This is a genomic window from Aeromonas sp. 97A (assembly GCF_051919185.1).
Classification (GTDB): domain Bacteria; phylum Pseudomonadota; class Gammaproteobacteria; order Enterobacterales; family Aeromonadaceae; genus Aeromonas; species Aeromonas veronii.
In genome coordinates this window covers 2,749,294-2,767,154 of the sequence record NZ_JBQBFF010000001.1, presented here as the reverse complement: position 1 = coordinate 2,767,154, position 17,861 = coordinate 2,749,294, and the positions used below count along the sequence as shown (strand labels likewise).

13 protein-coding genes and 1 pseudogene are annotated in these 17,861 nt (G+C 58.7%); 10 read left to right on the top strand and 4 right to left on the bottom strand.

Annotated elements, in window-relative coordinates; translation table 11 throughout:
- Nucleotides 1-107: 107 nt before the first annotated feature.
- Both ACTG27_RS12320 and ACTG27_RS12315 read right to left on the bottom strand, forming a co-directional pair.
- A pseudogene (locus ACTG27_RS12320) lies at nt 108-1,149 on the bottom strand (ABC transporter permease).
- A 2-nt stretch (nt 1,150-1,151) separates the two neighbouring features.
- Nucleotides 1,152-2,177: an ABC transporter permease subunit gene (locus ACTG27_RS12315; protein ID WP_005349436.1), complete on the bottom strand. Its 1,026-nt coding sequence runs from the start codon at nt 2,175-2,177 to the stop codon at nt 1,152-1,154.
- A gap of 739 nt (nt 2,178-2,916) precedes the next feature.
- Here ACTG27_RS12315 and ACTG27_RS12310 point away from each other — a divergent pair.
- From ACTG27_RS12310 to ACTG27_RS12275, 8 genes are all read left to right on the top strand, one after another.
- A complete protein-coding gene (locus ACTG27_RS12310) occupies nt 2,917-5,472 on the top strand; it encodes a TonB-dependent receptor (protein WP_100646683.1) in 2,556 nt (851 codons plus the stop codon).
- A 108-nt stretch (nt 5,473-5,580) separates the two neighbouring features.
- The gene (locus tag ACTG27_RS12305; protein WP_005338938.1) at nt 5,581-6,345 is read left to right on the top strand and encodes a DUF3450 domain-containing protein; all 765 of its coding nucleotides are present in this window, start codon (nt 5,581-5,583) and stop codon (nt 6,343-6,345) included.
- On the top strand, nt 6,342-7,715 hold the full coding sequence (locus tag ACTG27_RS12300; protein ID WP_439979739.1) for a MotA/TolQ/ExbB proton channel family protein: 1,374 nt from the start codon (nt 6,342-6,344) through the stop codon (nt 7,713-7,715). The genes ACTG27_RS12305 and ACTG27_RS12300 overlap by 4 nt, the downstream gene beginning before the upstream one ends.
- Before the next feature lie 10 nt (nt 7,716-7,725).
- Nucleotides 7,726-8,253: a MotA/TolQ/ExbB proton channel family protein gene (locus tag ACTG27_RS12295; RefSeq protein WP_005338936.1), complete on the top strand. Its 528-nt coding sequence runs from the start codon at nt 7,726-7,728 to the stop codon at nt 8,251-8,253.
- A gap of 67 nt (nt 8,254-8,320) precedes the next feature.
- Nucleotides 8,321-8,728: an ExbD/TolR family protein gene (locus ACTG27_RS12290; protein ID WP_005338933.1), complete on the top strand. Its 408-nt coding sequence runs from the start codon at nt 8,321-8,323 to the stop codon at nt 8,726-8,728.
- Nucleotides 8,729-8,744: 16 nt separating this feature from the next.
- Nucleotides 8,745-9,380: an energy transducer TonB gene (locus ACTG27_RS12285; protein WP_005343441.1), complete on the top strand. Its 636-nt coding sequence runs from the start codon at nt 8,745-8,747 to the stop codon at nt 9,378-9,380.
- A gap of 11 nt (nt 9,381-9,391) precedes the next feature.
- Nucleotides 9,392-10,633, top strand: coding sequence for a tetratricopeptide repeat protein (locus tag ACTG27_RS12280; protein ID WP_439979738.1), 1,242 nt, complete (start codon nt 9,392-9,394; stop codon nt 10,631-10,633).
- 511 nt (nt 10,634-11,144) lie between these two features.
- Nucleotides 11,145-12,065: a L,D-transpeptidase family protein gene (locus ACTG27_RS12275; protein ID WP_005338927.1), complete on the top strand. Its 921-nt coding sequence runs from the start codon at nt 11,145-11,147 to the stop codon at nt 12,063-12,065.
- 92 nt (nt 12,066-12,157) lie between these two features.
- On the opposite strand, the gene sppA is transcribed toward ACTG27_RS12275, so the two are convergent.
- Nucleotides 12,158-14,002, bottom strand: a complete 1,845-nt coding sequence (sppA, locus tag ACTG27_RS12270; RefSeq protein ID WP_439979737.1) for a signal peptide peptidase SppA — start codon at nt 14,000-14,002, stop codon at nt 12,158-12,160.
- Between the two features lie 208 nt (nt 14,003-14,210).
- Here sppA and ACTG27_RS12265 point away from each other — a divergent pair, with 208 nt between their 5' ends.
- A complete protein-coding gene (locus ACTG27_RS12265) occupies nt 14,211-16,238 on the top strand; it encodes an oxidoreductase (protein ID WP_439979736.1) in 2,028 nt (675 codons plus the stop codon).
- A 114-nt stretch (nt 16,239-16,352) separates the two neighbouring features.
- Nucleotides 16,353-16,901 (top strand): NAD(P)H nitroreductase, encoded by a 549-nt coding sequence (locus ACTG27_RS12260; RefSeq protein ID WP_201952553.1) that lies wholly within the window; start codon nt 16,353-16,355, stop codon nt 16,899-16,901.
- 381 nt (nt 16,902-17,282) lie between these two features.
- On the opposite strand, the gene ACTG27_RS12255 is transcribed toward ACTG27_RS12260, so the two are convergent.
- Nucleotides 17,283-17,837, bottom strand: coding sequence for a sugar O-acetyltransferase (locus ACTG27_RS12255; RefSeq protein ID WP_439979735.1), 555 nt, complete (start codon nt 17,835-17,837; stop codon nt 17,283-17,285).
- Between the last annotated feature and the right edge of the window lie 24 nt (nt 17,838-17,861).

Below are 17,861 nucleotides of genomic sequence, written 5' to 3'. Positions count from 1 at the left end.
GATAACGGGATTATCCCTTGCTCCCGGGACCGCCGATGGCGGCGGCCCGTCCTTCATTTATCACTGTTCGTTATCTGGCGCCTGCCGATGCGCTGGCATCGGCTGGCTTATTGGTAACGGGTAAATTTGCGCGGATCAAACGCCTCGCGGATCGCCTCACCGATAAAGGAGACCATGATCAGCACCAGACTCACCGCTGCCACCACCGAGCTGACGATCCAGATGGCATCCAGATTGTTGATGCCCTGGGAGAGCAGCTCCCCCCAGCTTGGGGTCGGCGGTGCCAGCCCGAAGCCCAGATAGTCGAGTGCCGTCAGGGTGGAGATATTGCCCACCACGGCGAACGGCGCCAGGGTGACGATCATCATCAGGGTGTTGGGCAGGATGTGGTTGAAGATGATCCGCCCGGTGGTCGCCCCTTGCGCCCGCGCCGCCATCACATAGTCCCGTGCCCGCTCCTTGTAGGTGAGGGTGCGCATATACCAGGTGATCCCCATCCAGCCGAACAGCACGTTGATGGCGACAAACAGGCCGAAGTTGGGCTTGGCCAGCGACACCAGGATCATGATGACGTAGAGAAACGGCACCTGGGACCAGATCTCGATAAAGCGTTGCAGAATGAGGTCAAAGCGGCCGCCGAGAAAGCCCATGAGACAGCCGATGGTGACCCCGATGGCGTAACTGGCCGCAAGCGCGATAAAGGCAAAGCCGATGGCGATGCGAAAGCCGTAAACCAGTCGCGCCAGTACGTCGCGGCCGCTGGTGTCGGTGCCGAGGAAGTGGCGCTCGGCCGCGCTGGGGGCGTAGGGCGGGTAGGCATCCTCCTTGAAATCCTGCTCGTAGGGGTTCCAGGGCACCGGCGGAAGCAGCACCCAGTCGCCCTGGCCCTCTGCGGCAAACTTGGCCTTGAGCTGGCGGTAGTTGGTTTCGTACTCGTAATCGAGCCCGAACTGCTGACCGGGGATCACATCGCCATAGGTGGGGAAGTGGCTGGCCCTGATAGCTCACCATCAGTGCCCTGCTGTTGACCAGTAGCTCCGCCAGCAGGGAGAGCAGCACCAGGGTGGTGAAGATGATGAAGGAGTAGTAACCGCGCTTGATCGACTTGAAGCGCTTGAGTTTTTTCAAGGTAACCGGATTGAGCTTCATGGTCAGTCTCCAAACCGCACGCGGGGATCAACGAGGGCAACGCAGATATCGGAGACGATATTGCCAATCAGCATCAGCATGGAGGTGATGGCCAGAATGCCCATTACGGTGGGGTAGTCCCGCTCGACGATAGCCTCGTAACCGAGCAGGCCGATGCCGTCGATGTTGAAGATGGTCTCGATGAGGAAGGAGCCACCAAAGAAAACGGTGAGCACAGACCCTAGGTGGCTGGCGATGGGGATCAGGCTGTTGCGCATGGCGTGGTCGGTGACCGCCTTGCGAAACGGTAACCCCTTGGCCACGGCGGTACGCACATAATCGGCCGACAGGTTCTCCATCAGGCTGTTTTTCATGGTCATGGTGAGGATGGCGAAATCGCCGATGGCGTAGGCGATAAGCGGCAGCAGGGCGTGGGCAAAGACAGTGCGGATCTGATCCCAGCTGCTCTCCATGTATTCAAAGTCGTCTCCCGGAAAACCGCCCATCGGCAGCCACTCCAGATGGAAGGCGAAGACGGTGATGAGGAAGATCCCCACCACGTAGGCTGGCAGGGCATAGGCCATGTAGATAAGCATGGAGCTTAACGAGTCGAAGCGGCTATTGTGCCTGAGCGCCTTCGCCACACCTAGCGGAATGGAGACCGCATAGCTCAGCAGAAAGGTCGCCAGCCCGAAGAAGGCGGTGACCGGGAGCCGATCCTTGATGAGATCCCACACCGGCTCGTAGTAGCGGGTCGATTCGCCCAGATCGAGTACCGCCAGCTTCTGCAGCCACTCCCAGTAGGCGACCAGCATGGGCTTGTCGAGGCCATAGAAGGCCTTGAGCTCCTCGATCTGTTCATCGGAGAGGGCCTGCGCCCCCTTGCTGCCACTGGAGCGGCCGGATTCATTCTGGGAAACCTGGGCTTGCAGCAGCATGCGTTCGACCGGTCCACCCGGCACGAAACGGGTGATGGTGAAGACGAGCAGGGTGATACCGAGAAACGTCGGGATGATCAAAAGCATCCGGCGTAGGAAATACGACAGCATGGTGGAACCTCGTCCTTGTTGTTCTTTTTTGCGGCCAGTCAAATCCGGTGACGGGCCTGTCCTTCCTGGCATTACGCGCTGGATTGGTTGCCAAACAGCAGACAATCCGCTTGGCCACTGTAAAAGCTCTGCAACAAAAATCAAGTACAAGGAAATGGAAAACTGGGACAAATGACCCGCTGAGACCAAAAGCACCGAAAAATGACGTTTTTTATCTGAAAAGTGAAAATCAAAACAAAACGCTACTGCTCAACATTATTTTAAAAAATATAAACAGCTGTTTATTTGAGTTTTTGGTGTTTTTAAGTTGTTGATTAATAGTGTTTTTGTTTGAGCGGTGAAATTGAAGGAAAACGATATCATCTCGACGATTTTAACAGTTATCCCCATGGGAGCGGTCAGGTTCAACCCTCATGAAGTTAGTGTTTTATTCTCATTAAGGCCGATAAATCAAAATAAGATATAAACGGACAGCACGTTAACTAATAAGTTCATCAAATTTTAATTCAGCGCCATTTACGCCATTTAACAATGTTTTTACATTGTGTGAATTGTTTTTGGCAGAATTATTCACTAATTATGCCGGTCAAAATTAATACACTCCGCTTATTCTACGCCTGACCTCGCTACACCCCTGCTCCATTGACGTCGCTAGTCAAAGATTGATAAGCCTTACACATCGCTCCAAAGAGGGCGGTATCAGGAAGCAAACAATAAACAACCAGGAAGGATATAAGCGATGCTTAGGAAGAGCAGAATCTCTGCTGCGATTGCGTTCGCCTTGGCGAGCCTTGCGGCGGCCCCATCCGTATCTGCCGAAGAAGGGCAGAACGTCGAAAAACTGCAGAAAATCAAAGTCACTGGCTCTCGTATCTCCCGTGTTGATGTTGAGGGGGCGACTCCGGTTGTCTCTGTCAGCAAGGCTCAAATTGAACAGTCTGGTCAGCAGACTGTGGCTGATTATCTAAAACAGGCCTCCTACAACTCCTTTGGTGGTTTCTCCCCATCCTCCGGTAGTTCTGCCCAGTCACAAGCCACAGTAGGGCTGCGTGGTCTTGGTGAAGATCGCACGCTGGTGCTGCTTAATGGCAAGCGTATCGCCGGTTCTCCCTCCATGGGTGGCACTGCCATCAACCTCAACACCATCCCCATGGCGGCGGTTGAGCGGGTGGAAGTGAACCTGGATGGTGGGTCGGCTCTGTATGGCTCTGATGCCATCGGCGGCGTTATCAACGTGATCCTCAAAGAGGGTTTCGAAGGGCTGACTTTCCAGGGACGTATTGGTTCGCCGACTGAAGAGGGTGGTGACGAGCAGAGTGGTTCCATCGTTAGCGGCATCTCGGGTGAGAAAGGCTCCCTGATGATGGTCTACGAGCACGATGTGAAAGACGAGATCTATTACAAGGATCGCGACTATCTGGCGAAAGAGGGGGCAACTGCTCCGAGTCTCTATGGCCGCAATATCAAGGGAGTGGATGCCACTACCGGCAAGACGGTTACCCGTACCCTGAAGGGAGTTGACTGTGAAGGTACCGGCACCGGTTTCGTCACCAAGGGCACGGCTTGCCGCTTCGACTTTGCCCAGGTCGCTGCCAAGACTGCCTCTCGTACCCGCGATACCGTTTATCTCAACGGGCGCTACCATATCAACGACAATGTGGATTTCGTGCCACAGATGATTGGTTCCCGCGTCACCAGTTTTGGCCGCTTCGCGCCAGCTGCCGGTGCCTTTACCGTGGATGGTTCCACCCCTGAAAGCGCAGCAGTTCTGTCTGCCAACAACTTCAGCACCGCCAAGGCCGCGACCGTGTACTACCGCTTTAACAACGTCGGTCCCCGTGACAACGATGTGACTGACTTGACCGGTACCCTGAACCTGGGTTTTGAAGGGGTGGTGCCGACCGAAGCAGTAGGCGATCTGGAATGGAATGCCGGTTACATGTATTCCAAAACAGATAACCAGAGCACCGGCAATGGTTATGTCTTGGCACCCGCTGTGGAAACGCAGGTCAATACCGGCAAGTTTGTTAATGGCAGCTTCTCTGATGCGGCGACCAAGGATCTCTCCTATACCACCAGCCGCAATTCCAAGATGGACTTCTTCCAGTGGTACGGCGGTGTAGGTTGGGATATGGGCGAACTGCCCGCTGGCCCGGTCAGCTGGTATCTTGGGGCCGAGTATAACGATTGGGTTTACTCCGATACCTATGACAGCCAGTCCGAAGCGGGTAACGTACTGGGTTCATCCGGTAACTCCGGTGGTGGTGTGCGCGATGTGTTCGCCACCTATATTGAGAGTCTGATCCCCATCACCGAGCAGATCGAGCTGAACCTGGCGGGTCGTTATGACAAGTACAGCGATTTTGGCAGCGCCTTCTCGCCCAAAGCGAGTCTGCGTTATCAACCGCTCGACCAGCTGATGTTCCGTACCTCCTGGTCCCAGTCTTTCCGCGCGCCGGGTCTGAACGATCTCTATGCGGCGGATGCCCAGTCAGCGGACTTTGCCAAGGACTATGTATACTGCCAGGCCAATGGCATTGCCAACTGTTCCGAAGCGCAGTACGAGACAACACGTCAATCCAACAAGAACCTGAAGGAAGAGACGGCTGATACCTTTACCATCGGTGCTGCTTACAACCCGCTGGACAACCTGAACCTGTCGCTCGATTACTACTACATCAAGATTGATGACGTGATCCAGCTGGCTACCACCCAGACCCAGTTCTATCAAGAGCTCAATACCGGCAGCAACCCGAACGTCATCCGTGATGCCAACGGCGATGTCGAGAAGGTCTATGCCGGCATGGTCAACCTGGGGCAGCTCAAGACCAGTGGTATCGACTTCAAGGCGGATTACAAGTACGACTTCAACTCCTTCACCCTGCGTTACGACTTTGGCAGCAGCTACATCCTGAAATATGAGGAAGGTCTGTTTGCTGGTGGCCCAATGGTCGACAAGAAGGGCTGGAATGGCAAACCCGACTTCCGCTTCAACTCCGGGATCGGTGCCAACTTCCCGCAGCTGTGGAATCTGGATACCTACCTGAGCACCAACTATATCGACTCCCAGAGCCAGGACTATGTGGATGACAAGGAAGAGGGCCATATTGCTTCCAACACCATCTGGAACCTGAACGTCGCGGTCGATACCAGCTGGAATGCCAAGATCCAGACCGGCGTGAAGAACATGTTCAACCGCGGGCCTTCCCTGTCCAACGATGGTTTCACTTACGATGAATACCTCTACGGCATCGACGGTCGCGTCTACTACATCGACTACACCCAGAAGTTCTAATCAACCCCGTTGATATACAACCTCAGCCGGCCCGGTCGGGCCGGCTGTGCCCAACGTCCAAGGAAGTTACGGAGATAGGGTAATCCTATGAAGACAAGGACCATTACAATGAAGAAAGCGCTCCTTGGCAGCCTGGTTTCGGCCGCCTTGTTGACCAGCTTCAATCTGAGTGCCGCCACTGCCGGTCAGGCCGTGGACGCTCAAGCCGCCACCGACAACGCATCCAAAGTTTCCCAGCAGAAGATCGACAGCTATGCCGAATCTGCCGAATCCGCACTGGCTCAGTACAAAGCAGCCCTGCGTCAGGTCGACAGTCTGCGCACCTACAACGAGCAGGTGAGCAAGATGGTCGAGTCCCAGAGCGCCGAGCTGGCGTCGATGCAAAAGCAGATCGCCCAGATTGATCAGACCAGCACCGAAGTGGTGCCCCTGATGCTCAAGATGATCGACTCCCTCGAACAATTTGTGTCACTGGATCTGCCGTTTCAGAAGGTCGAGCGCGAGGACCGCGTAGCGGCCCTGACCGACCTGATGAACCGCGCCGATGTCACCATCTCCGAGAAGTACCGCAAGATCCTGGAAGCCTACCAGATCGAGGAGGGCTTCAGCCGCACCATCGAGGCCTACAAGGCGAGCCTGGACAAGGATGGCAGCGAGAAGACCTACGAGTTCCTGCGGGTTGGCCGCATCGCGCTGCTTTACCAGTCCCCGGATGGTCAGGAGACCGGCATGTGGAACAAGCAGACCCGCCAGTGGGAAGAGTTGCCCCAGGAGTATCGCAGTGCGGTTGAACAGGGCCTTCGCATCGCCAAGAAGCAGGCGCCTCCCGCGCTGATCAAGCTGCCGGTTCAAACTGCGGAGAAAGCATCATGAAAGGAATCAAACTTGCTATTGCCTCCCTGATTGCGGGAGCAACCCTGGTCACCCTGCCGGTGACCGCTGCCGAAAAACCGGTGGATCTCAATGCGCTGCTGAACCAGGTCAAGGCCTCCAGCCTGAGCGAATCCCAACTCAACAAGGAGCGGGAAGCCCGTTTCCTGGCTGACAAGAACGAGCAGGGGGCGCTGCTGGCCAAGGCAAAGGCCGAGCTGGCAGCCGAAACCGCCAAGGGCGAGCAGCTCAAGGCGACCTTTGATGCCAACGACAAGCAGCTGACCGAGCTGACCGAAACCCTGCGCCAGCGTTCTGGCAACATGGGCGAGATGTTCGGCGTACTGCGTCAGTTTGCCGGTGAGTTCAAGGGGATCTTCAATGCCTCCGCCCGTCGGGTCGAGCATCCGGAACAGACCGCGCTGCTGACCCGTCTGGCCGAGAGTAAAGAGCTCCCCTCAAGCGACGATCTGGAAGCGTTCTGGACCACCACCCTCAGCCGTATGGTGGACGGTGGCAAGGTGAGCCAGATCCCGGCGACTGTGGTCTACGGCGAAGGCAACCAGGCCGAGAAGACCGTTACCCAGATCGGCGAGTTCAACACTGTCTCCGAAGGCAAGTACCTCACCTTCGTACCGGAGACCGGCAAGTTCGAGCAGCTCTCCCGTCAACCGGAAAAGAGTGTGCTGGCTCCCATCGCCGAGTTTGAACAGGGTGGTGACGGGGTCAAACCCATCTTCATCGACCCGTCTCGCGGCGTGATCCTCTCTCTGCTGGTGCAGTCACCGACTCTCAAGGAGCGGATCGATCAGGGTGGTGAAGTGGGTTACGTCATCATGGTGCTCGGTGTGCTCGGTACCCTGCTGGCCATCTTCTGCGGTATCCGGCTGTCGTTGATCGGCTCGTCCATGCGCAAGCAGCTGAAATCCGATCAGATCATCAAGGGTAACCCCATTGGTGACATGCTGGGGGCCTACCAGAACCATCGCGGTGACAATATCGAGGATCTGGAGTCCAAGCTCGACGAGATCATCCTGCGCAACGTGCCCAAGTTCGAGAAGGGCATCAGCATCATCAAGCTGATCGCCTCCGTAGCACCACTGCTGGGCCTGCTCGGTACCGTGGTGGGGATGATTGCCACCTTCCAGGCCATCACTCTGTTTGGTACCGGCGATCCCAAGCTGATGGCGGGCGGTATCTCCGAGGCGCTGGTGACCACCATGCAGGGTCTGGTCGTCGCGGTGCCCATGCTGTTCCTCTACACCATTGTGCAGACCCAGAGCCGTCGTCTGATCCAGGTGCTGGAAGAGCAGAGCGCCGGTTTCGTGGCCCGTTATCAGGAACGTCTGCACGCCTCCAAAGCCGCAGCGTAAGGAGTCACCCATGTGGTTCTGGTTGATTGAAGAAGTCGAGTCGGTCCGCCGGTTTTTGGGATTGGGGGGCGATGTACTGGTCGCCCTGTTCTTCCTGACCCTGATGATGTGGGCCCTGTTGTTGGAGCGCTGGTTCTACTTCATGGCGGTCTACCCCAAGCAGGTGAAGCAGACCAAGGCCACCTGGCTGGCCCGTACCGATCATCTCTCCTGGTCTGCCAAGCAGATCCGCCGCGAGCTGGTCTCACGGGTTGCCATGGCGGTGGACAAGGGAATGCCGGTCATCAAGGTGCTGATCGCTCTCTGCCCGTTGATGGGGCTGCTGGGGACCGTGGTGGGGATGGTGCAGGTGTTTGACACTTTGGCCATCACCGGCACCGGTTCGCCGCGGGCGATGGCATCGGGGATCTCCAAGGCAACGGTACCGACCATGGCGGGCATGATCGCCGCCCTTTCCGGCCTGTTTTTTGTCAACCAGCTCGATCACAAGGCCAAACTGGCGGTGCAAAAGCTGGAAGACAACCTGAAACACGGTTGATGCAGGATGCATACCCCCGGCGAGGCATGGCCTGCCGGGGGCACAGAACAAGCAAGGAGTTTCTGCTATGAGAAAACGTTACAGTGACAGCGGTGCTGACGAGGCGGCTATCGATTTGACCCCCATGCTGGACATAGTGTTCATCATGCTGATCTTCTTCATCGTCACCACCTCCTTCGTCAAGGAGTCCGGTGTCGAGATCAACCGTCCCAGTGCCAGCACGGCCGAGACGGTGAAGAAGGGCAATATCATGGTCGCGGTGCGCGAAAACGGTCAGGTCTGGGTCGACAAGCGGGTGGTCGAGGTGGGGGCGGTACGCGCCAACATCGAGCGGCTGCGGGCCGAAAACCCGGAGAGCGCCGTGGTGATCCAGGCCGATAACGAATCCCGTTCCGGTCTGGTGGTGCAGGTCATGGATCAGATCCGCATGGCCGGTGTCCAGAACATCTCCATCGCGGCAGACAAGAGCAGCTGATGCCGGAGAGAGACCTATGAGATACCTGATATCGTTGGCGGTCTCCTGTGTGGTGGTGTTCTTTCTGTTTCTGGGAATGAACAAGCTGATCACACCGGATCACCGGGAGCTGGTGGAGAAGGATGACGTCACCATGACCGATTTCATCCGCCTCAAGCCCCAGGAGACCCTGCAAGAGAAACAGCGGGAGCTGCCCAAACCGCCGCCGCCCAAGCGTCCGCCACCGCCTCCCGAGATGGAAGTGGCCAGCACGGATCGGCCGAAGATGGAGAGCGCGCCGATGGACATGCCCAAGCTCGACATCCCGGTCAACATCGGTGGTGGCAACGCGCTGGGTGCCTACAGCACCGGCGGCGGTGGTGGCGGCGTCGGTGGCAACAACGGCGCCATTCCGCTGGCAACCTTCGAGCCCATGATGCCCCGCAAGGCGGCACTGGCGGGGTTGGCCTCCGGCAAGGTGCTGGTGGAGTTCACCGTTACCGAGCGCGGCACCGTCAGCAACGTGCGGATCGTCAAGGAAGAGCCGCGCAGTTATGACCTCGGCAAAGAGGCGCGCAAAACCATCGCCAAGTGGACGTTCAAACCTGCCATGGTGGATGGCAAGCCGCAGGCGAGCCGGATGCAACAAGAGATCGAGTTTGCGGTCAACTAAGGAAGGTGGCGATGAACAAGTTACACAAGATGATCCTCGCCCCGGTCGCCATGGCGGTGCTGCTCAGCACCGCCAGTTGGGCCGCCGAGCAGCCGGCTCTGTCGGATCGGGCCTATCGGGCGGTCAACAAGGCGCAGGAGCTGATCACCGAGAAGAAATACGGTGAGGCCAATGCCAAGCTGCAAGATGCCCTCTCCGGCGCGGGCGAGCGGGTCTACGACAAGGGGGTCATATTGCAGACTCTCGGTTTCGTGGCCGCCCAGCAGGAGAAATACGGTCAGGCGACCAAGTACTTTGCCGATGCCATCGCGACAGGCGGCCTGCCGCCACCGGTGGCCCAGCAGGTGCGCTACAACCTGGCCCAGCTCTATATGGCTGAGGGCGATTATCAGGGGTCGATCAAGACCATGAAGGAGTGGTTTGCCAACCAAGGCAAGGATGACAAGCCCAACTCCCATGCCTATATCACGCTGGCCAACGCACACGTGCAGCTCAAGCAGTACCGTGACGCGATCCCGGCGGTGGATCAGGCGATCAAGCTGTCGGCAGGTAAAGCGCCGGAGTCCTGGTATCTGCTGAAGATGGGGGCTCACTACGAGCTGAAACAGTACAAACCGGCGACCGAGGTGCTGACCTCTCTGGTCAACATGTTCCCGGAGAAGAAGAAGTACTGGACCCAGCTGTCGGCCATGCATATGCAGGCAGGCAACGATGCCAAGGCGCTGGCTGCGCTGGAGTCGGCCTATAACCTCGGCATGTTGACCGAGGCCGCCGAGCTGCAGCGCCTCGCCAACTACCTCGCCTTCACCGGCATTCCCCATCGCGCCGCCCGGGTGATGGAGAAGGGGATGAAGGACGGGGTGATTGAGCAGAGCGCCAGCAACTACAAGACCCTGGCCAACTACTGGCATCAGGCCAAGGAGCTGGATCCGGCCATCGACACCCTGGCCAAGTCCTACCAGCTGGCCCCGAGCGCCGAATTGCAGCTGAAAATGGCGCGCATGATGATCCAGAGCAAACGCTATCAGGATCTGGTGGCGCTGGCCGCCAAACCGGCAGCCAATGCCAATGGTGAACAGCGGGCGGATCTCAAGTTCCTGACCGGTGTCGCCTATTTTGAGCAACAAAAGCCGAAGGAGGCCCTCAACGCCTTCACCCAGGCGGCTCAGAATGGCAACGTCAGCGGTCGGGCATCCCCCTGGATCAGCTTCCTCAAGGAGCAGAGCGGTGCAGGGGAGGCAGCCGTCCAGTAATTCCAATGACAACTACCTGTAGTCCCTTTTATGGTTGCCTGGTGGCTCCATTAACCGCTCTTCGGAGCGGTTTTTTTATAGCTGAAACCGGCACCGGCTAATGGCCGACACACGGTTTTATCCCTCTTCATGCCAATAAAGAGCCTCCGTCGACATTGGTCTATCTCTCCCGGTGTGACAAACGTTTTAGCTAGGGCTGCAACCGTGACACAAGGTGGCGCTGCGCTGTGGTTGACGGGGGCTTGGGTGGCTCGCCGACTGGCGGGCAGTGCCATTCATCTTTCTCTTTGCTGCGACTTGCCAGTGTGGCTTTTGCCCTGTTGATAAGCGTCACACCGAAAACGGCTACTTTTAACAAGAAAAGCAACATATGGAAGTTGAAATTTTGGCCGACTCAGGAAAGAATGCGCGCTCGGTTATTGGCGTCGTGGGGCAGGTTGACCCGCCACCGGCAGACCGAGGATGAGACGGCCCCCGGCCCATTTGGTACAGGAAACCACACAGGAATTTTATGAATCCCCTTCGCACTGCCGCTTCGGCCCTTTTATGCACTTTTGCGCTGGTCAGCCAGCAGGCTGCCGCCGTCGAGTACCGTCTGCCTGCGGCCAACAGCCGCCTGATCGGTGAAAACCAGGAATACGTTGTGCCTGCGGACAACCGTCCGCTGGAGCAGATCGCTGCTGACTTCCAGCTGGGTCTGACCAACATCATGGAAGCCAACCCGGGCGTTGATCCCTATCTGCCGAAAGCGGGTAGCACCCTGATCATCCCCCACCAGCTGATCCTGCCCAACGCGCCCCGCGAAGGGATCGTCATCAACGTTGCCGAGATGCGTCTCTACTACTACCCGAAAGGGAAGAACGTGGTGGAAGTGCTGCCCATCGGCATCGGTCAGCTGGGGGTAAACACCCCGGAAAACTGGATCACCAAGGTAGAGCGCAAGCGCGCCAACCCGACCTGGACCCCGACCGAGAACATCCGTCGCCGCTATGCCGCCCAGGGCAAGACTCTGCCGGCAGTCTGGCCAGCTGGTCCGGATAACCCCATGGGTCTGCACGCCCTCTACATTGGCAACCTCTATGCCATCCACGGCACCAATGCCACCTTCGGTATCGGTCTGCGGGTGAGCAGCGGTTGCGTGCGTCTGCGCGCTGACGACATCAAGTATCTGTTCGACAACGTGCCGGTCGGCACCCGCGTCCAGTTCGTCAACCAGCCGGTCAAGACCACGGTCGAGCCGGATGGCGGGCGCTACATGGAAGTACACGAGCCGCTGTCGCGCACCGAGGAGGAGTTCAACTCCACCGCCTCCGTGCCGCTCCCGATGACACCGGCTATCACCCGCTTCATCGCTCACGCCGAGTCTGACTCCAACGTGGTCAAGCAGGTGCTGGAACAGCGTACCGGTATGCCGACCCGTCTCAATCCCTGATTGAGCAAGTTGGCGGTGCCGCGCGCACTGGCTGAATAAAGAAAACGGCGACCAGATGGTCGCCGTTTTTTATGGGGGGAGTCACCGCTTGCTTACTGCACGCAGACCGGGCAGAAGGCGTAGGTGCCTTGCGGATCGTTGAAGCGGGTGAGCGGGTCGAGACTGCGGTTCACTTCCACCAATGCCTTGCCAAATCCTGCCGGCAGCCAGCTTTGCAACTGGGGGGCCAGCACTTGGGCACTGCTGTCAAACAGCTGGCGCAGGAACTTGTCCTTGGTGGACTCCTCCTGCTCGATGGGGGTCACCTGCCACTCCTTGAGGTTGGCCAGTTCGGCGGCGGCCTTGATGGCGTCATCCAGATTGCCGAACTCGTCCACCAGACCCAGGGCCTTGGCATCTTCGCCGGTCCAGACTCGGCCTTCGGCTGCTTTCTCGGCCTCTTCCGGGCTCAGGCCGCGGCCCTTGCTGACCAGACCGATGAAGCGCTGGTAGGTATCTTCCACGCTCAGCTGGATAGCCTGACCGACGTGATCCGGCAGGGCGCGGGTCGGGCCGACGCCGACGTAATCTGTGGTGCCGACCCCGTCGGTATGCACCCCGAACTGGGCCAACGCCTTGTCGATGGTGGCAAACATGCCGAACACCCCGATGGATCCGGTGAGGGTGGTCGGGGAGGCGAAGATCTTGTCCGCATCGGCGGAGATCCAGTAGCCACCGGAGGCGGCGTAGCTGCCCATGGAGACCACCACCGGCTTGCCAGCCTGTTTCAGGGCCAGCAGCTCGGCGCGGATCTGCTCGGCGGCGAAGGCGCTGCCGCCCGGGCTGTCGACCCGCAGTACCACGGCTTTCACCTTGTCATCGCGGCGAGCATCGGCCAGCAGGTCGGAGAGGGTATCGCCGCCGATGGTGCCGGCAGGCTGGACGCCATCCATGATGGCGCCGCTGGCGACCACCAGACCCACTTCATCCTTGCCGCTCTGGGGATACTGATCCGGGATGGCGGCCAGATACTCTTTCAGGCCAACCCCTTTCCAGCCGTGGTCGTCAGCTTCACCCACCTCTTTAATGACCGCCTGGGTCATCTCGTCGCGGGTGGCCAGCTGATCCACCAGCCCGTTGTCGAGGGCGTAGTTGGCGGCATTGCCACCGGCCTTGCGCAGCAGCTCGAGGAAGCGCTCCTTGCCCGGTGCGACCGCCTCGGGTTCGATCTCTCGCTGCTCGGCGACATCAGCCACATAGGATTGCCACAGCTGATCCAGCCAGCGCTGGTTCGCCTCTTTGCTCTCGGGGGACATCTCGTCGCGGGTATAGGGTTCGACGAAGGATTTGTAGGTACCGACCTTGAATACATGCGGGGTGATATTGAGCTTCTCCAGCGCTGACTTGAAGTAGGTCTGGTAGACCCCAAGCCCCTCGATCACCACGGCGCCGCTCTGGTTGAGCAGCACGTGATCGGCGTGGGCCGCCAGCAGGTACTGGCCCTGAGTGTAGAAGTCGGCCATGGCGATCACCGGTTTGCCGCTCTCCCGGAAGGAGTCGATGGCGCTCGCCACCTCCTGCAGTTTGGTGAAGTTGGCCCCCTGGAGCCCTTGCGGCTTGATCACCAACGCCTTGATGCGCTCGTCATCCTTGGCACTCTTGATGGCCCACAGCAGGTCGGAGAGGACGATCTCGCTCGGCTGCTCATCGCTGCTGTCCATCTGGCGCAGCAGTTGTACGGTGGGATCTGTCTGGGAGCGTTGCTCCACCAGCACGCCGTTGAGATTGAGGGTTAGCGCCCCTTCGATGGGCGCCTTGGGGGCCTCTTTCTGGCTGACGCTGAAGACGATGACCAGCACTACGATGAGAAACAGCAGATTGACCAGCATCAGCCGGGTGAAATTGAGCAGGCGCCACAGGCTGCGGAACAACCAACCCAGACCTTTGAAAATAGACATAGTCGCGTTATCGCCCTGTTAATGGGTAGAGAAGAGCCATTATTAACCAGTTGCGGGCGAAATTGCCATTTCCGACTGGCGGATCCCGCCTATCTTCGTTCAGGGCACGGCTGTTCGCTGAAAAATTGTCCAAACATTTGTTTGAAAAAGAATTTTCGATTCTTTACTCTAGCCTCAGTTTGATAACAAAAAATTAACTGGAGGCATCGTGAGCCGCTATCCGACCTTGCTGACCCCGCTCGACCTTGGTTTTACCCAGCTGCGCAACCGCGTGTTGATGGGCTCCATGCATACCGGCCTCGAAGAGGAGAAGGGCGGTTTTGACAAGCTGGCCGCCTTTTATGCCGAGCGCGCCCGTGGTGGTGTGGGCCTTATCGTCACCGGCGGCATTGCCCCCAACCTGCGCGGTCGGCTGGTGCCTCACGGCTCGCAGCTGAGCTTTCCCTGGCAGGTGAGCAAGCACAAGAAGGTGACCAGCGCCGTACATCAGGAGGGGGGCAAGATAGCGCTGCAGATCCTCCATGCCGGTCGTTACGCCTATCATCCCTTCAGTCTGGCCCCGAGCGCCCTCAAGGCCCCCATCTCCCCGTTCAAACCGCGCGCCATGAGCGAGCGGCAGATCCGCGGCACCATTCGCGACTTCGCGGCTACAGCTGCGCTGGCCAAGGCGGCAGGTTATGACGGCGTCGAGGTGATGGGCTCGGAAGGCTATCTCATCAACCAGTTCATCTGCGAGCGTACCAACAAACGCACCGATGGCTGGGGCGGCAGCAGTGAAAACCGGATGCGCTTTCCGGTGGAGATTGTTCGCGCCATCCGCGAGCGGGTCGGCACCGACTTCATCATTATCTTCCGCCTCTCCATGCTGGATCTGGTGGAGCAGGGCTCGACCCTGGAAGAGGTGATCGCCCTTGGCAAAGCGCTGGAAGCGGTGGGGGTGACCCTGATCAACACCGGCATCGGTTGGCACGAAGCGCGCATTCCCACCATCGCCACCAGCGTGCCGCGCGGCGCCTTCAGCTGGGTCACTGCCGAGCTGAAAAAACACCTCAAGGTGCCCCTCATTACCACCAACCGTATCAACACCCCCGAGGTGGCCGAGCGGATTCTGGCGGGGGGCGAGGCGGATATGGTCTCCATGGCGCGCCCCTTCCTGGCGGATCCCGAATTTGTCATCAAGGCGGCCGAGAACCGGGCGGACGAGATCAACACCTGCATCGCCTGCAACCAGGCCTGCCTCGACCATGTCTTCAAGCAGAAGCGCGCCTCCTGTCTGGTCAATCCTCGCGCCTGTTTCGAGACCGAGCTGACCTTTGGCCGCGTGCCCCAGCCCAAAAAACTGGCGGTCGTGGGGGCGGGCCCGGCCGGGCTGGCGTTCGCCTGCTACGCTGCCGAGCGCGGTCATCAGGTGAGCCTGTTCGATCAAGCCAGCGAAATCGGTGGCCAGTTTAACTTCGCCAAGCAGATCCCGGGCAAGGAGGAGTTTCACGAAACCCTGCGCTATTTCGCCAAGCGGCTGGAGAAGTGCGGCGTCGAGCTCTATCTGGGCCAGCGCCAGAGTGCCGAGAGCCTGCTCGGCGGCGGTTTTGACGAGGTGATCCTCGCTACCGGTATTCGTCCGCGCACCCCCAATATTCCGGGCATCGAGCATCCCAAGGTGATGAGTTATCTCGATGTATTGCGGGATCACAAACCGGTCGGACAGAAGGTGGCGGTGATCGGTGCCGGCGGCATCGGTTTCGATGTAGCTGAGTATCTGGTAGAGAAGAAGGTGGAGATGGATGCCGATGGGCACCGTGATCACTGGCTCAAGGAGTGGGGCATCGACAAACAGCTTGGCGAGCGCGGTGGCCTGACTACTCCTGAAGTCGATGCCCCCGAGCGCCAGATCTGGCTGCTCCAGCGCAAGGAGAGCAAGGTGGGTGACGGACTTGGCAAGACCACCGGCTGGATCCACCGTACCGTGCTCAAGAACCGCAAGGTGCAGATGCTCTCCGGGGTGCAATATCTGGGGATCGATGACGAGGGCTTGCACATTCAGGTGGGCGAGTCCAAGCAGTGTCTGCCGGTGGATCAGGTGATAGTCTGCGCCGGGCAGGAGCCCCTTAAAGAGCTGCAGGCCGGGTTGCAGGCGGCAGGCAAGCCGGTGCATATCATCGGCGGAGCCGACGTGGCTGCCGAGCTGGATGCCAAGCGAGCGATCAGACAGGGCGCCGAACTGGCTGCGGTCATCTAGCCAACTGTGCTCTCTTGTCCTTTATAGTGCGATAAACCCCTGAGCCTCAGGGGTTTTCTTCATTCGGTGCTGTGCTAAGGTAGCGCCATCATTGCCCCAGAGAAGGAATTGCCCATGGATGCCCTCACCCTGTTGCTCAACCGCCACTCCTGTGGCCGTCTCGCCGAGCCCGCCCCGAGCGGTGAGGTGCTCGACAATATCCTCAAGGCGGGCCTGCGTGCGCCGGATCATGGCACCCTGACCCCCTGGCAGTTCATTCTGTTTGAAGGGGAGGGGCGTGAGCGGCTGGGCAAGCTGCTGGCCGAGGCGGCCCGTGCCCGTGGCGAAGATGAAGAGAGCATCAAGAAGTGCAGCGAAGCGCCGCTGCGGGCGCCCTTGATCGTCGCCGTGGCAACCCGTTATCAGGATCACCCCAAGGTGCCGAAACTGGAGCAGGAGCTCTCTGCAGGTTGTGCCCTGATGGCGATGCAGATGGCGGCGCAGGCGCAGGGCTTCAACGGCATCTGGCGCTCCGGCTGGTTTATCTTCGATGAGCAGATCAACAAGGGATTGGGACTGGCGGCAGAGGATCAGCTGGTGGGTTTCCTCTATCTCGGTACTCCCATGCTGGAAGCACGCAAACTGCGCGAGCTGCCGCTCGATGAGTTTGTCCGCCGTTTCTGACTCCTCGGCCACGTTGCGGTTGAGAGAAGCAAAGCCTCGAGAAATCGGGGCTTTTCTGTTTAACTGTGAATAGTAACCAGAGAAATTGGGGAAAATAAATGGGTCAAAGAGGCTTCGCGCGCCATAGCAGGTAATTATTTAAATAGTGCGATGTACCTCGCAATCCTGTTGTATTTCACTATGTAAAACGTTTGCGCATTCGCTAATATCTCCCTGCCAGTTTAGAAGGGCACTCCTTCTAATTTTTCTGCGATGAGAGTCGCAATTCCGTAGCACCTTTTAACAGCCCAACGTCTTCGTGACATTGGGCTTTATTTTTTATGGGGAGGCGGGGTTGTTGTGAGTTGATGGCGGCATCAAGATGCAGCCCGGTTGGCAGCCTTATGACCTGTTTTTGGCTGGCAGGATCCGGGCCGGGTTGCCGACAACCCGAATACCGGCCGGTACATCTTTGGTGACTACGGCGCCCGCGCCGACGATCGCCTCCCGCCCTATGGTGACGCCGGGCAGCAAGATGGCGCCGCCACCAATCCAGACCTTGTCTTCAATGGTGACCGGCAGCGCCGTCTCTGTGCCCTGAATTCGTTCGTCGGTCTCCAGTGCATGGGCTGCGGTATAGATCTGCACGTTTGGCCCAATCATCACGTTGGCTCCGATGCGGATGGGGGCATTGTCCAGCAGGGTCGCTCCCATATTGATGTAGGAGTCCTTGCCCAGGTGGATGTGGCGGCCATAGGTGCAGTAGAGGGGCGGGCAGATAAAGGCATTCTCTGCCAGTCCGCCAATCAGCTCCGCCAGTAGTGCCCGCTGTTCTGCTTCCTCTTCCGTCTGATTGAAACGGCGATAGCGCCGTGCCGCCTCCCGGCGCAACTGGGCCAGCTCGGATGCCATGCAGTTGTACGGTTGGCTGCTAATCATCTTCTGGTATTCGCTCATGAAGGTTGCTTTCCTTTATCTGCC